Origin of the sequence: Croceibacterium aestuarii (assembly GCF_030657335.1) — a bacterium.
Lineage (GTDB): Bacteria > Pseudomonadota > Alphaproteobacteria > Sphingomonadales > Sphingomonadaceae > Croceibacterium_B > Croceibacterium_B aestuarii.
Genome location: NZ_CP131039.1, coordinates 212,543 through 230,012 on the forward strand (window position 1 = coordinate 212,543; position 17,470 = coordinate 230,012).

General features: G+C 65.4%; 1 protein-coding gene (only partly in view). It reads right to left on the reverse strand.

Annotation, left to right across the window (positions count from 1 at the left end; genetic code table 11):
• Positions 1 to 17,470, reverse strand: the 3' end of a protein-coding gene (locus Q7I88_RS01065) for an Ig-like domain-containing protein (protein ID WP_305097194.1). The gene runs 20,207 nt beyond the window's last position; 17,470 of the gene's 37,677 nt are visible here — the last part of the coding sequence; its start codon lies beyond the right edge, outside the window; the stop codon is at positions 1 to 3.

Sequence of the window (17,470 nt, forward strand, 5' to 3'; positions counted from 1 at the left end):
TTATTCGGTTTCCTCGGTCTCCTTCCGGCGGCGCGCCTTGCGCTCGACAAACTCGCGCCCGATCACCGGCAGGCCGATGGCGAAAATGCCGAGAGCCGAATCCTCGCCATCCTCGCCGGACGTTCCCGCCAACAGCCGCGCCAATTCGTTGCGACCGTGGTCCGCGCCGGAGGGCGGGGTCGATCCGTTCCACGCCTGCGGCGCGGCAGGAGTCTCCACCTCTATTGGCGCTGCTTCTGGAGATACGGGATCACTCTGCGGCGGATTTTCGCCTTCGGGCTGATTGGCAGAGGGCTCTTGCCCGGCCTCGCCCGACTCCTGCACGAGGGGCAGCGACTGGGTCGCAAAGATCATTCCCGACCAGTTGGCGATCGCCGCATCGAGGCCGTAGGTGATCTCCGGCATGTCGGGCAGAGCGGGCACTTTCGCGAAATGCAGGCTCATCGGATCGGTCTCGAGCGGGTCGATCTGCGGCAGCAGCGGGTTGGCGAAGGGACGATGGTCGAGGATCTCGGCCACCAGGTCCGGCGGGATGTCCGGCCAGGCGCCGAATTCCCGATCGACGCGCAAAGCAAGGCGGGTAATCCACCACAGATCGACATTGGTCAGCACTTCGTCGCCATCGGCATCCCCGAAATAGCCGACCACCTGCAGCGCCTCGTCCTCGCCCGATGCAAGCGGCGGCGCCGCGTTGATTGCCTCGACATTGACCACCAGCGTCTCGCTCGACCCGTAGGGCGCGGTTGCGGGCACGCTGGCATCGAGGCTGACGATGTGGCGCGCGCCGGCGGCAATCGCAGTGTCGCTGACCACGGTCACCCGCAGCAGGCTTTTGCCGCCGCCGACCGTCTCGACACGCCAGTCGATCGTCGCACCGTCGGGCAGGTCGGCGCCGGCGACCACCCCTTCGAGATCCATCAGCGCGGGATCGAACTCGACGGTGAAGACCATCGTCTTGACCCCGCCATCGCTGCTGAAGCGGACCTGCAGCCCGGCCGCGTCCTCCGGCGGCACGTCGATATGCTCGCCGGGTCCGCGCATGAAATCGGGCAGTTCGGCCGTCCCCGCGCGGGCCAGCGAAGCCACGATTGTCGCATGGTAGTCGCCACCTGCGCGGCCGTCCGCGTCACCATCGAGCGCCGCGCCGAATTGGCTAAAGAAGCCGGTGTCGCTCAGCACAAGGTCATAGCTGTCGTATTGCAGATCGATTCCATCTGCGCGGGCGATGTAGAGATGGCCGTATTCGGGATCGACCGAGAGTGTCGCAGCGACGGGTCCGGTCAGCTCACCGACCAGTGTGACAGCCCCCGCCTTGAACATGCTGGGATCGAGCGCCTCGTTGAAAGTGACATGCAGGCGCCCGCCCTCGAAGGCGGTATCGACCACCTGTAACAGGGGTGCAGGTGACACGCTTACCTGAAGACGATTGGCGGCAAAGGTGCCGTCATCATTGGTGAGCGTCGTGGTGATTTGGTAATCGCCCGCTGTCGCGTAGCCGTGCGAAGCGCCAGTGGCGTCGCCCGCGACCACCGAAGGCGCGGTGCCGTCGCCCCAGTCGATGCGCCATTCGAGTGGCGCGTCGTCGCCCGGATCGTTTGAACCGAGCGTGATCGCGTAGTCCGATCCGATCGCGGCATTGGCGCCGCCCGACACGGCGAGCGTCGGGGCGACATCGGCGATGGTGAGCGTGAAACTCTCCTCGTCGAACCCGTCCTCGCCATCGGCGACGCGAACGGTGAAGGACACAGTAGCATCGCCGTCGGGGGCGAACCAGGTGAGCAATCCGTCAGCGGATATCTGCGCCCCTGCGCGGGCAGATACCAGCGTCCAGCCGAGCGCCGAGGCCAAGCCATCGGCATCGCTGGCGGTGAGTTGGAGCGACAGCGTCTGCCCTTCGGCAATGCTCAGATCGGCGACCGGATCGATTGCCGGCGCGACATTGGCGACTGCCGCGACCGAGATGGTGAAACTGCGCTCGGCGAACGCGCCGTCGGGGTCGGTGACGCGTACCGTCACGGCCTTGTCGCCCACGCCCGCGGCGGTCCACGTGAAGATACCGTCGGCCGAGACGCTCGCGCCCGTGGGCCCGCTGACCAGCGAGAAGGTCAGGTCGGCCAAGTCATCGTCGGGGTCTCCAGCGACGAGCGCGACGGAAATCGGGTCGCCCTGCCTAGCCGCGATATTGGCGACCGGTTGCAATACCGGCGGCCGGTTCGAAACCGCGGCCACGGTGATCGTGAAGCTGCGCTCGGCATAGGCACCGGACGGATCGGTGACGCGCACCGTCACAGCCTTGTCGCCCACACCCGCGGCGGTCCACGTAAAGATTCCGTCGGCGGAAACGCTCGCACCCCCCGGCCCGCGCACCAGCGAGAAGGTGAGATCGGCGAGGTCATCATCCGGATCGTTGACAACGAGTGCGACCGATACCGCATCCCCTTCGGTGACCGCGAGATCGTCCACCGGAGCTAGGTTGGGACCGGTATCGTCGATTGCGGCGACCGAGATGGTGAAGCTGCGTTCCGCGAAGGCCCCATCGGGATCGCTCACGCGCACGGTAATCTTGCTGTCGCCGACACCCACCGCCGTCCAGGTGAACTGGCCGTCCGCCGAAACAGCCGCTCCGGCAGGTCCCGAGACGAGGCTGAAGGTGAGGTCCGCAAGCTCGTCATCGGGATCGCTGGCCGAGAGCGCGAAGGCCACGGCATCGCCCTCGGTGACCGCCAGGTTGGCAACCGGTTGCAGCACAGGCGCCTGGTCCGAAACCGCCGCCACGGCGATGGTGAAGCTGCGTTCGGCATAGGCACCGTCGGGATCGGCGACGCGCACGGTGACGACTTTGTCGCCCACCCCGGCGGCGGTCCATTCGAACCGGCCATCCGCCGAGACGGAAGCACCGGCGGGACCCGAAACGATGCTGAAGGTCAGATCGGCCAGATCATTGTCGGGATCGCTGGCGGCGAGGTTGAAACTCACCGCATCGCCTTCGGTTACCGCTAGGTCGTCCACCGCCGCCAGCACCGGTGCCCGGTTGGGAGCCGCTTCGACGCCGATGGTGAAGCTCGTCTCCGCGCTGAGCCCGCCGCTATCGGTGACTCGCACGGTGACCGGCTGATCGCCCAACGCGGAGCCGGCGAGCCAGCTGAACAGGCCGCGGGCGGTCACCGTGGCGCCGTCAGGGCCGCTCACCAGTTCGTAGGTCAGCGCGGCCTCGTCATCCTCGGCATCGCTGGCGACGAGTTGCAGGATCACCGGCTGGCCACTGGCAACCTTGCGGTTAGCGACCGGAGTGAAGACGGGCGCGGTATTATGATCGAGCAAGGTCACCGCGATGGCAAAGGTGGTTTCGGAGAAGGCGCCTTCGGGGTCGGTGACGCGTACTCTTACGCTTTGCGAGGCCGCATCGCCCATCGCGGTCCAGGCGAACCGGCCATCGGCGGAAACGGTCGCCCCGGCGGGGCCGGAGACGAGCGAGAATGTGAGATCGGCGAGGTCGTGATCGGCGTCGGTGGCGGTCAGTTGCAGCGACAGGGGGGCGCCTTCGGTCACCGCCTGGTCCACCACGGGTCCTATGATAGGTGCAGCATTGTCCGGCGATGTGACAGCTATGGTGAAGCTGGTTTGCGAGGCGAGTCCCGCCGCGTCTTTCACCTGCACCGTGACCACCTGATCGCCGCTGCCGCTGGCGGTCCAGGTAAACACGCCGTCGGGCGAGACGCTGGCTCCGGCCGGCCCACTCACCAGCGAGAAGGTCAGCGCATCTGGCGCGTCGTCGATATCGCTTGCGGTCAGCGATAGCGCGACACCGGTACCAAGCGTGGCGCTGCGGTCGGAGATCGAGCCGATCACCGGCGCGTCGTTGACCGGGTTGATGGTGATATCGACCATCGCGGAGGCGGTACCGCCGAAGGCGTCGGCGATCGCATAGGTGAAGGCGTCGCTGCCGTTGTAATCGGGGTCGGGGACATAGATCCACTGGTCACCGACTGTGGCGGGCGCGGTCAGCGTGCCGTGCGCTGGACCGGTCAGGATCGTCACGCCGAGCGGCTTGCCTTCCGGATCGGAATCGTTGGCGAGGAAATCGACGGCCACCGAACCGTCTTCGCCGAGCAAGAAGTGGTCGTTATTGGCGATCGGCGGCAGATTTACGGTGCCAGTGCCGAACTGCACGTTGTCGACCACCACCAGGCTGTCGAGAGCCCCCTGGCCGATGAGGTCGAAAGACAGCAGCGCACCATTGGGGGTGGCGATGCCGTCGAGCGACATCGTCACGACGACGGGGCCGGTCAGCGGATTGCCCGAAATGCCTACGCCGGGCGCCACGAACACGGTGCCATCGGCCTGCAGGTTGAGGAAGGCGTCCGACAGGTCGAGCCCGTTCAGCCCGCCGAACAAGGACTGGCCGGTGACCGGATCGAGCAGCGCCACTTCGAACGCGTCGGGCGGCATCTCGCCATTGGTACCGAGCCTCGCGGAATCGATGGTGAAAGACAGAGTCCGCGCCCCGCCGGGAATGACGAAGCCCTGTCTCAGCGAAGTAAGGAAGCGGCTGTCCTCGGCGAGCACGCCCTTCCCGCCGGAGATCGAGCCGCCGCCGGCCCCCGTCCAACCCGCAGCCGCTGCGAAATCGCCGTTCTGCAGGCCGGTGGTGAACGGAACGCCGAAGCCGATCAGGCTCGCCGCCTGGCTCGGCCCGCTGGCGAATATCTGCTGTATTGGATTGGTGAGCTGGACGGTCGCGACACTGGGTTCTTCGAAGGCAACGCTGTTGCCGCCATTGGCCACCTCGTCGAGGTCCGAATAGACGCGCCGCTCGCCGAGGCCGAGTGTGGCGCTCATCAGGCGCGGATCGAGCGTCGCCGGGATATCGTCGATGCCCGCTGCGTGGCCGAGCTCGTGCAACACCACCGTCATCAGGTCGACCCTTCCCGCAGCGTCGCTGTCGGCGAGCGCGTCGAACAGGTGCGATGCGCTGCCCTGCGCGAATTCGGAATTGTCGCGCGGGGTGGGATCGATGAACCAGCCGAAGCCGGCGGCATCGTCGTCGAGCACGAGCAGCCCGTCCTCGAAGCTGGCCAGGGCATTGTCGCCGAGATCGCGCACCTCGAAGGTGAGATCGTCGAACGCGCTGTCGATATTGGCGTAGACGCCGCCGTCGATCCACGCCTGCATGGCCGCCTGGATGACGCCCTGCATGTTCTCGATCGGAACCGTGTCGGCGCCCGGTGGGGTCGCACCGCCGGCATCCAGCTCGAGCGGAGAGCCGCTGGTCAGCAGCGAGAAGCGCACCTTGTCGAGGAAGAAGAGCTGGCTGATGAAATCGCCGACATAATCGGGATCGGGATCGGCGGGATTGTCGAGCACCACGCGTTCACGCACCCGCAGCTCGGTCTTGCGCTCGTTGGTGTAGGCCTCCGGGCCGACCCCGGGGATTTCGTCGACCGTGATTTCGCCGATGGAGACCGGGTCGAGCACGCGGGCGGGATCGTCGCCGTGGTCGATCAGGAACTGGCGTATGAAATGCGTCACCGCCTGCGCGCGGTCGAGCGCGAGCTGGTCATTGTATTCCTCGCTGCCGATCGGGTCGGCGTAGCCGAAGATCTGCACCTGCGCCTGCGGGTGATCGAGCACCCATTGGGCCTGCGCGTCGAGCGCCGCTTTTTCCTCGCCGGTCAAAGCGCCGACCGTGCGCTTGTCGAAATCGAACAGGACCTGTGAATCGATCCCGTCGGGATAAGACCACGGCATGAAGTCCTCGACCTGCTCGTCGGCATTGACCGCTTCGATCCGCAGCGTGACGATCTGGCCGCGCAGGCCCGGCGGCACGTCGATGACGAACTTGTTGGTCTTGGCAAAGCCGATATCGGTCAGTTCGACCGGTTTTGCCAACCCGCCCAGGCTCGGGTCTTCGGGCGTCAGCGTGACCTTGATGCCGACACCCTGCGTCAACAGCCACGGCGAGAAGGTCTCGAACTGCAGCTTGTTGGCATCTTTCGGAACCAACAGGCGGTTGTGGGTTACGCCCGAGAAATCCGACGATTCGTCGATGAAGGTCTTTAGCGCGTTGACGATAGGGTCGAGTACCTCTGTCGGGATATCGAGGTTGCCCAGGCCCGCGACCAGTGCGTCGAGAATGCCCTTCACGGCGGACGTGCCGCCAAACATCAGCGCGAAACTGCCTTCGGGCGCGAGCTTGTCCTTGATGTACTTCTCGGTGAACTTCTTCATGATCTCGCGGAAGCCGTCGAATTCCTCCGGATTGGGATTCGAGGCCTTGCCGATGAAATCCTTGAAGCTGAATTCGCCATTGCCGGTGATCGCGTCGAAGGCGCCGGAATCGATCGCCGCCTTGATCAGGTCGTCGACGACGTTGAGGAACTTCATCAGGAACTTGTACTTGTCGAGGTTCTTGTCGATGTCCGGGAATACCTTCTTGGTCGCCTCGAACCACTTGTCGAAGGCCGGGGTGCCGGGGCCGCCATCGGGTGGCGCGGTGAGGCCCGATGCCCGCAACGTCATGCCGCGCAGCCAGGTGTCGAACAGCTTCTTGCCGACCGTATCGATAAACCGGGCGGTCACGTCCTGGAGAATCTGGCCCGGGGTCATCTGCATCAGGAACATGCCGGTGACGTCGACCTCGCCGAACCAGCCGCCCAGCACCTTGCCGAAGTCGATGGTGAAGCCGCCGCCGCCGTGGAATGACCAGCCGGGCAGCTCGTAGGACAGCGGATAGCGGCCATAGGTCGCTTCCTCGAACACGCTCGAATTGGCGTTCCCGCCCTGGGTCAGGAAGGTCCAGAAGGAATTGCGCGTGCCGAGCTCGAAGTCGCCGTTGAAGACCGTCGGCACAGCGGCATCGCCCTTGGCCGCGGCCGAGTTGTCAAAGGAGACATTGACGCGCAGCCCGTCATCGGTGCGATATTGCGCACCGCCGCCCGCCGGGCTGTAATACCAGCCCATGCCGATGCCTTCCCAGATCTGCCCTGTGGTCTCGGCATAATAGGTCGTCGGCTTTCCGGCGGTAACCAGTGCCGGCTGCACGTTGTACCAGGGAATCCTGCCGAAATCCTCGGTCGGCAGCACCAGCGAGAGCGTGCCCTTCCCGTCATCGACCACGCGGCGATAGATCGGGTAGCCGTCAATGTCCTCAATGCTGGTGTCGATCGTGCCGGCATACCATTGCAGCACGCGCGAATGGGGCCCGCCGACACCGATCGAGAACGGGCCGAAGCCGATATCGTCCTGGGTGAAGCCCGAGCGGCCGTTGAGCTGCACTTCGAGATCGGCACTGGTCTTAGACGCGAACGGATTGTTCTTGCGATAGTCCTCCAGCTTCTGGCCGGTCAGCCCCTGCTCAGGGTCCTTGGTCAGCGAACGGCCGTTGGCGGTGGCGGTGAAGGTCAGCCGCCGCAGCGTGTCGCCGATCGGCAGGTCGGTGGTCTCGCTGCGCGCGAGCGTCTGGTAGTAATTGTCGGCGAAGGTGACGTTGTTCCACACCTGGACCGCCGGATCGCTGAAGTTCTGGAACTGGATCGGGTTCATCTTGAGGCCGAGGAAGGCGGCCGTGGCGAACAGGTCCGGGATCTTGTTGCCGAACTTGATGATCTTGGCACCGACCGACGGGGCCAGCAGGCTGATGATCCCGCCCGCTCCCTCGACCAGCAATTGCGCGATGGTGTCCAGCGGGATCGCCAGCGTTTCCTGCAGGAAATCGTGCGGGTCGAGCGAGGTCATCTGGATGCCGAATTCGCCGCCGGCGTCGGGGAAATAGGTGCCCAGCCGCTGGATGATCTCCGAATTGACCACCGCGCCCCGGCCATGGCCGATGAAATGCAGCGGTGAGGCGAAGAGGTCTCCGCCGGTATCCTGGTCGAGCAGCACCAGCGAAGCGAAGAAGGCATCGGCCGCGGCCTCGGAGAAGCCGGTGTCGGTAATATCCGATTCCTTGTTCCAGTCGCCGATCAGGACCACGGCCTTGCCGTCCTGCAGCGCGGCAGCGTTGCGCTTGGTGGGGTCGTTGATGTCGACCCAGTCGCCGGTCTCCTTGTCGTATTTCAGCACCACGCCGCCGCCGCTCGCATCGACGATCATCTGCCCGATTTCGCCGAACACGCCGCCGTCCTCCTCGAACGGCGTGTTGTCGAGGCCGAAGCCAAGCTGCATGTCGTGCGACAGGATCGTGACGCCGTTGAACGGTGCCTCGATCTGCTTGGGCGTCATCGTGAAGCTGGCGGATTCGCGGATATCCTTGCCGACCAGTTCGACGCCCCAGTAGTAATCCTGGCCGGCGGTCATCGCCTTGGCGAACTCGGCCGAGACGAACACCTTCCAGGTCTTGTTGTCGATGAACCCGGTCTTAGTGATGTTGCCGCGCGCATCCACCAGATAAATGCCCGGCTCCAGCTCCTGCGAGCTCAGGATACGGTTCGGGTTGTTGTCGCCCGCCTCGAGCAGGTCGGAATCGGGATCGCTGTCGAAGAAATGGCGGGTCGAGGGCCGGTCGTCCGGCCACATGCCGCGGCCGGGGGGCAGCGCGCTGACGAACAGCCTGGCCTTCGAGGACGTGCTCGCCGGCACGAGATTGGTGTCGAGATCCCAGGTAAAGGCGAGCAGGTCGGTATTCTGGTTGAAGACGTCGAATTCGCTGGTCGGCGCGATCAGGCGCAGGGCGTTGATGTCCTGCAGCGCCAGGCCGCGGCCATGGCGGGGGACGTCGATCGCCGGCTTGTAGATGTCGTGGTGGTCGTTCGGATTGTCGAGCGCGGCGAAGCGATAGTGATCCGGGTCCGGATCGATGTCGCGCAGCTCCTTGACGTCGAGCACGACGATGTTCCCGACCCCGCGATAATTGGCGTAGAGCTTCTGGCCCGAGCTATCGAGGCGCAATTCCTCGAGGAAGGCGAGCGGGACCGGGGAAGTCGAGCCGACGATCTGCGGATGCGACCCGAACGGATCCTTGATCACCATGATCTTGGAACCGACGGTGTAGAGCTGGTCGATGTCGTTGGCGTTGTCGGTGTCGTTGCTCCAGTAGAGCGCGGGCAGCCCCCATTCGGCGACGAAAGCATATTGCCGGTCGGGCGTGACCGCGATGCCCGACGAATAATGGACGTTGAGGTCGTTGATCCTTCCGATCGAGAAGCTCGACGTGTCGGTGGTGCGCTTCTTGTCGACCGAGAGGGTGAGGCCGGCGATCGTGAACGGCACGTATTCGACGCCGGTCGACTTCTCGGTGATCGAGGTGCCTACACTTGTCGGATGCCCGTCGCGGATCTGGAAATTGTTCGGGTCGTCATTATCGACGAAGATGTAGTGGAAGCCGTTGTCGCGGTCGCCGCGCGAGACGAACACCATCAGGTCGGGATCGGTGGTGGGCTGGATGTCGAACACCTCGACCCCGCCGTCGATCTTCTTGATGACCTTGCGCCACTGGCGGGTGTTGTCCGCCTGGTCGATGACCCGGTCCGCCTCGTCGGTGTTGATCACCATCACCAGGCCGTGATCGGCATTGGTGCCATAGGCCCAGTAGCGCTCCCCGAACAGTTCGGACACCGGCACGCCGACATAGAGGCGCGTCCCATCGGCATTGAGCGCGAGGCTGGTGATGTGGCCGAATTCCTCGCCGCGGCTGACGATGCTGACGTCGATGGCGTGGAACGAATTCTCGACGACCTTGAGGTAGTTGGGCGAGGAGGGATCGATGTCGATGACATAGACCTTCCCCAGCCCGGCGGCGTAAAGGTACTTGTTGTTCGGATCGACCGCGAGCGCGGTGACATTGCCGCCGGGCACCTCGATCATGTTGACGCCGGCCTTCTTCGGATCGGCGTCGAATTGCTGGAGGGCCAGCGTGTCGATCACCGCGATGCCCTTGTTGGTGGCGACGAACGCCGCGCCGAGATCGGTGGTGGTGGCGATCTCGTTAACCGCCGCGCCCAGCTCGATATAGTGGAACAGGCGGTCCTTTACCTGCTCGGTCTCGAAATTGCGCTTGAGGTCGATGACCTCGACGCCCGTCGTAGTGCCCGAGAAGCCGAACGATGCCTTGTTGTCGACGGTGATCGGCGAGCTGCGCACCGTCGATGTCAGCCCGCCGACCTCGACCTTCGGGCGCTCGACGAAGATCTGGCTCGAACCGAGCAGCACGTTCCTGCTCACCGTGATCGTGACGACCGCCAGGTCTCCGAGGCCGCGCTGGACGTCCACCTGGCTGTCGCCGAGCTCGATCTCCAGCGTCCCCTGGCGCAGCACCACCTTGAGCTTCGGGAGATCCGCGCCGGGATTCTGCACGACGAGCTGCACCCGCGAACCGCCGTCGTCGAGCAGGTAGGGATTGGCCTCGAGAATGATCGGGCCCGCGCTGTTCTGCGTCTCGACATCGGGGAACTCGGCGTAGATCGTGTGGTTCTTGTTGATCGTGTTTGCCGTGGGGTGGAGCGTGACCTTCTGGAACTCGCCCGCGCCGACCTGGCGATAGGCCTCGAGGTCGGCAAGCTGGGCCAGCAGCGGCACATACATCAGCCCGACGCCAAGGCCGGCGAGGCCGAGCGCCACCGCCGTCCCCGTGACACCGCCCACCGCGGCGATGCCGAGCGCCGGGGCGAAACAGAACGCGAGCGCGATGTTGAACCCGGCATTGACTTCGAGCGTGGGCACCGGCTCGGCAATGCGCGCGACGAGGACGTTGGCATTGTCGCTCAGGCCGGGGAATGGCGGCGACTTGATGCGGGCCATGCCGTCGGCGTCGATCCGGCCTTCGTCGACCACCGCCCACACGTCCATCATCTCGCCGTTCTCGCCGACCGGGAGCTGCTGCTGGACGAACACCCATACCTGGTCGCCGACATTGCCCGAGCCCGCGGGCACCGGGACAGCGAGCTGGACGGTGTCGAGGAACGCGCCACCCTCGACATCGAGCTTGAACGCGCCGACGAAGTTGAAGTCCTCGGGCGAAGGCACCGGGATTTCGAGCTGGTCCTCGCTCAGGCTCTCGACGGTAACGGTGGCGTCGTCGCTGAGGCCACCCGGACCGAACGCGATCTGCACGCCTTGCGAGTTCTCGATGATCCCGCCTTCGCTGGCGTCGATCTGCGCCTGGTCGGCGACCACTGGCGGCTTGACCGACACCTCGATGCGGTCCTCGCCCCATGAATGGATCACGGTGACCGTGGTCCTGCCCGCGCGCAGGCCGGTCATCATGCCGTGTTCGTCGACCGAGACGATCGAGCTGTCGCCCGAAACGTAGATCGTCTCCTCGTCTTCGGCCCCCTCGGCAAAGATCGACTGGCCGGGGTCGAGCGTGGTGACGATTTGGCGTTGGCCGCCCGATGGCAGAAGAGTGACCGAATCGGGATAGGCATCGATGCCGTAAACCGAAGTGATGATCGCCCGGCCGGTCTCGGGGAAGCCCGCCGTGACCACGGTCGCCTGCGAGATGTCGCCGCGCGTGACCTGGAGATAGGTCGCACCTGGTCCGGTCGGGCGCAGCGTGCCGTCATCCTGCAATATCGCGACGCTGTCGTCACCGACCGAGGCATCGACATAGGAATAGGGAAGGTACACGTCAGCCTGATCCGCGAACTGGCCGACCAGTCCGATCCTGAGTCCGTCCGCCAGCGATTCGAAGTGCGGCGCGACATATTCGAAGTCGATCGCGGTCAGCGGCGCGTTGGAGACATCGATGTCGATGACCCCCGCCGCCGAGGCGCCGAAGCCATCGTCGGCGGAAACCTTGACGCTACCATCGCCCGAAGAACCCGCATTTGGCGTGAAGACCAGGCTGCGCCCGTCTGCCGAGAGCTCTGCCTTGCCGCCGGTCGCCTCGACCACGCGAAAATAGAGCCGGTCGCCATCGGGATCGGTGGCCACTTCGGACAGGTCGATCCAAACCGGCAGGTCGACATGGGTCAGAATGTCCGGGAGCTCCTCCGCCAGCTCGGGCGGCAGGTTGGCGATGAAGCCGTAATTGGCGGCGACGAGCTGCCGGTCCGCCGCGTCGATCGTGCCGTTGCCGGTAATGTCGCTGCCCGCGAGCATCGCGGCGATGGCCGCGCTGTCCTCGCCATCGACCCGCGCATCGCCATTGATGTCGCCGGCAATCCCGAGTTCGAGCGTGTAATCGCCGGTACCGGCAATCTCGAGATGATGCAGGCCCGCTTGGGTAACCGCGAACAAGGTGGTGCGCGTGCCGCTGGTCGCGGCACTGGCGAGCGCATCGAGGCCGGAAATCGCCGGGACGACATTGCCGGTCGTCACCACCCGCAGGATCACCGCACCTGTCGGCGTCTTGGACAGCTCGCTGTCGCGGACGGTGAAGGCGTAGCCTTTGGTCTCGCCTGTCCCGACCGAGCCATCGACTACCTGTCCGGCGAAACTCGCCGGCGTCGCCAGGTCGGCGACAATGGGCCGCGTCCCGACCGTGCCGTCGGCTGCGTATTGGACGCTGCGACCCTCTCCCTCGGACGGCACTTCGAGCGCCAGCTTGCCGTCGACATAGGCGTAGCGCGCACCCGCGCCGGTGGCGAGGTTGCGGGCAGCGACCAGCATACCGTCCGGCGAATAATCGTAGACGATTGTGGTCTGGTCCGGCGCGGTGACGCGCGCAATCTTGCCCAAGCCGTTGCGAACGAACTCGAGCGCGTCGCCGCCGGCCGCCGCAATGCCGTTATCGCCGACGAACAGCATCCCTTCGGCCTTCTCGATCGCCACCGTGCCGCGCGCGGTCTCGATGAGATAGCGCGTACCGTCCGGAGCGCTCAGCGCGTAATCGGCGCCGGTGAAGGTGGCAGAGGCCGGATTGTAGGGCACCCCGTCGGCAATGGTGTAGAACTTCGCACCGACCTTGCGCAATTGTGCGTCGACCGACGCCAGGACGTAACCGTGATCGCCGTCGGCCTGCCAGGCCGGACGGTAGAAGGTCTGGCTACCGATGACTTGCGCGACCGGGGTAAAGGTGAAGCCGGCGCGCTCGCCGCTCGGCAGGGTGAGGTAGAGCCGCGTGCCGAGTGCGAAGCCCGGCAGGGCTCCGGAGGCGTCCCGTGCGTCGCCCACGTCGGTCACGATATCGGTGTCCAGACCGAGAAAGCGCCACGCGCCCGTGATCGAATCGTATTGACGCGTCAGGGAGACCGGAATTCCGCTGAGCGTGCCGGAATAGTCGGTGACCGCGGTGACATACTGGCCGAGCTTGTCGGCGCCGCTGGCGAGCTCAATCTGCGCGCTGGAGACGGTGGTCCGGCCGGAAATGTCGCGCGCGGTGAGCCGCAGGGTATAGAAGCCGTCCGCCTCGCTGCGCGCATTGAGCCTGCCGAGCGTACCATCGAGTGGATCTTCTCCGCGCGCAAGCAGCTCGACCGTGCCGTCGCTGCCGAGCAGTTCGAGCGTCCAGAAGTCCAGATTGGTGTCCGAAACCATGCCTCCGACATCGAGCGCGCCGGCGACGACGGCATTGTCGACACCAGGCGCGAAAGCGGTTTCGGGCTTGTCGGTGTCGGCCGGATCGCGCACCTTGATCTGCCTGGTAACGGTGTTGGTGCCGCCGTCCGCATCGCGCGCGGTGGCAACAAGCGTGTACTTGCCCGGCTGGCCCGCGGTAATGGTCGCGCGGCCATTGGCGTCGATCGTCAGCGGCACGCCGTCGAGAGTAAGAGTTGTCTCGACGATCTCGGACAGGCTGTCCGCCTGGACCGTGACCAGCACGCTTTGGTCCGGAACCGGGGGAAAGCTCGGGGTCAACTCGATCCTCAGCGCAGGCTCGATTGGCTCGAGCAGGGCGCGCACAAGGATCGACTTCCTGGTCACCGTCTTGCCGTCGCTGACCAGCAGCTTAACCACGTAATCGCCTGCCTGGCCCGGTCCCGGCGTCCAGCTGAAAAGTCCGGTGTCGGGGTCGATTGTCGCCCCTTCGGGCAGTCCCTCCGCGCTGTAGGTCAGGCTGTCCTCGGCATCGGGATCGCTGGCGGCGATGGCGAAGCTCTTTTCCTCGCCGAGGATGAAGCCATGATAGCCCTCGTCGATGACCGGGGCGCGGTTGATGTCGGCGACGCGGATCACGACTGATATTTCGTCGGATGCGCCGCTCGGGTCGACCGCACGCAACTTGAGCAGGTGATCGCCCGCCTGATCGTATTCCGGCGACCACTGGAATTCACCGCTGCTGGCGACGAACAGCGCGCCATCGGGCAGGCCGCTCACCACCGAGAGCTGGACCGGGTCGCCGTCGCGATCACTGGCGACCGCGCGGAAGACAAGTTTCGCTCCCTCGCGCACCAATTGCAGGCTCATCGGCACGAAGATCGGCGCCTGGTTGGTGTTGGCGACCGCGATGGTAATCGTCTCGCTGCTCGACTTGTTGCCGTCGCTGGCGGTGAAAGTGACCTCGTAGTCGCCCGCCTGGTTGAGCGACGGAATCCAGCTGAATTCGCCCGTGACCGGATCGAGCACTGCGCCTTCGGGCGCGCCGTCCATGCGGAAGGTGAGCTTGTCGTTATCGGCATCGGCGCCGCGCACGGTGAAGGCGAGCTCCTCGCCCTCGCTCGCGGCACGATCGCCGATCGGCGCGATTTGCGGGCCGGCATTGCTGGTGCGGACCACCACGCTGAACGTCGCCTGCGCACTCGCGGGATCGACCAGGCCGTTGCCGCTGTCGGAGACCGTCACATGCGCGTCGTGACTGCCGATGTCGGCGGTCGCAGGCGTCCATTCGAGCAGGGCGCGACCATAGAATGCGGTCGGCGTGATCGTCGCTCCCGGCAGTCCTGCGACCACATAGTGAAGCGCATCCTCGTCCATGTCGGACACGTCGAGAATTGCCTGGTAGGTCTCGCCCACCACCGCCACCGCGTCGCCCAAATAGGAGATCACCGGCGCCTCGTTCTCGCTGGTGACGCTGATGTTGAACGTATAGCCGCCGGTAAGCGGCTCGCCCGTGCCGTCGCCATCGTCGGTCGCAGCGACGATGATCGTGTAGTCCCCGCGCGTATTGGCGCCCGGCGCCAGGTGCAGCATGCCGGTGCCATCCCCATTGTCGGTAAAGGTTATGAAGCCAGGCAGCGGACGATAGGGGCTCTCGTTGATCGCGCGCAGCGTCAGCGGATTGCCGTCGCCATCGAAGGATTCGACCGGGATATCGAGCGTGTCGCCCTTGGCGATGGTAACGTTCTCGATCGGGGCGACGCTCGGGCGGCGGTTCTGGTTGAACACGCGGATCGGCACGTCGATCTCGGCGGAGAGCGGAGCTTCCTCGCCGTCACCGATATCGGTTGCGCGCAGGTGGATGACGTAGTCGCCCGCCTGCGCCGCCGTCGGTGTCCAGGCGAAAGCCAGCGTATCGGGATCGAAACTCGCCCCCTCGGGCAAGTCGCCGACCACTTCGACGCTCACAGTCTTGGGTAGATTTGTGGTCTCGGTCACATTGCCGAGGCTGTCGCGCAGGGCGGGCGTATAATATGGATTGTCCGGGTCAAAGGCGAAGGCGGTGAATGCCAGTTGCTGCCCCTCAAGAACCTGCCAGCCGTCCTGTTGATTGAACACCGGCGCGCCATTGGCGTTGAACACGGTGACCTGGCTGGTGACTTCGACATCGGTCTCGCCGTCGCTGACGGTGAAGGCAATGTCGTAGACGCCTTCCTGGGTGTAGGTCGGAATCCACTCGAACTCGCCGGTCAGCGGATTGAGGACCGCGCCGAAGGGCAGGTTGTCGCTGGTATAGGTCAGTTCGCGCCCGCTGTCGGCCTTGGCCTCGATCTTGAAGCGGACGAAGTCCCCCTCGCGCGCGCTGCGGTCGGCCGGCACCACGACCTGCGGCGGTTCGTTACGCTCGGCGACCCGCAGCTCGACCACGATCTCGTCGCTGTTGACGCCGTCGGTGACCATGAAACGGACCGGGTAGGTGCCGGCCGCCTGATAATCGGCAAGCCATGAGAAGGTGTGCGTCGCCGGATCGAATGCCGCACCGCCGGGCAGACCGTCGGCAAGGTAAGTGAGCTTGTCGAGATCGGGATCCAGCGCGACCAGCTGGAATTCGAACAATTGCCCCTCGCCGCCGTCGAGGGTGAGCGGGGGATTTATGAATTGGGGTGCCGAATTGCCGCCCGCGATCGCCAGCACGAAGCGCTGCAGGCTGACCGCGCCGCGCGTGTCGAACGCCTCGACCACCACCGGCACCGCGATCGCCGCCGTGGCGGGCACGTCCCATGAGATGAGCCCAGTCTCGGCATCGATGGTCATCCCCTCGGGCGCGGTGAGCAGGCCGAAATGGATCGCCTGCCCCTCGGCATCGGTGGCGGTCACCTGGTGCGTGAAGGTCCCGCCCTTCGCCAGCGGCGCGCTCGGCAGGTCGCTGGTGAAGACGGGTGCGGTATTGGGAAGGGTTCCGGCGACGATGCCGGTCGAGAAGGAAAGCCGCTGGTTGCCTCCGGTGACGATTGAGACGGTACGCCCGGTGGTCGATTGCCCCGCTTCGAGGATGCCGTTTGCGGGCAGCGCATCGCCGAGATCGATCAGCCAGCGGCCATCGTCGCTCTGCCCGGCGGCATCGACCGGCACGTTGGTGAAGCCCGCCAGCGGGTCGATCGTCAATAGCGCAGGCAGCGAGATCGGGCCGTCGGTCTTGTTGGTGACGATCACCTCGTAGGAAATCGCCCCCGTGGAGCGGTCGAGGCGAGTATTCACAAATTCCAGGTCGACGAGCGCGGTAATGTCGTCGAACGCGGTGAAAGTGCTGGCGTAATTGACGCCCAGCCGCTGGCCGTTCTGGCTTGCCAGCGCGGCATCGACGGTGAGCGTGAACTCGTCCGCCAGCAACGCGCCGAAATTGACATAGGCGGTGCGCGTCGCGGCATCGTAGGTGACGCTCTGCACAGCCTGCGCGCCCGTGCTCGCGCCCATGAGCGAGAAATAGTCGGGATTGAGTACCGATCCCGCATCGTCCGCAGCGCCGACGAACATGTCCTGGTCGAACGTGACCGAGAGGAACGGCTGCGGCAGCGCGATCTGCGAACCAGCGGGCGGATTGGTCGCGATCACGGTGGGCGCGGCGGCCGGCGCGATCAGGTCGACCTGGTTCGACTGGCTGACCAGCAGCCGTCCGTCGCTGGTGGCGAACACCACGTCGCCGCGGGTTCCGTCCTTCGCCACCGCAATCCGCTGGAGGGTGGCGAGATCGAGCATGGTCAGCTCGCTGCCCATCTGCGCCAGCCCGTCATCGCCGATATCGCCCGACGTGTGGCTGACGAACATCAGGTCCTCGAGCGCGGTGCCGGCCTTGCCGAAGGCGAGCGAATCCGCCGGCGCGTCGAAGGTCAGCACGGTCTCGGCGCGCGCGCGGTCGGTGAAGCGCACCACTTGCGTGCGGTCGGGCCAGGTCACCGCCCACAGGTCGCCCGCCTGGTCGAAGGCCAGGCTGCCGACGCGCAGGTTCTCGTCGCGGCTCCACTGGGCGAAGCTCCCCGTCTCGGGATCGAAGATCGAC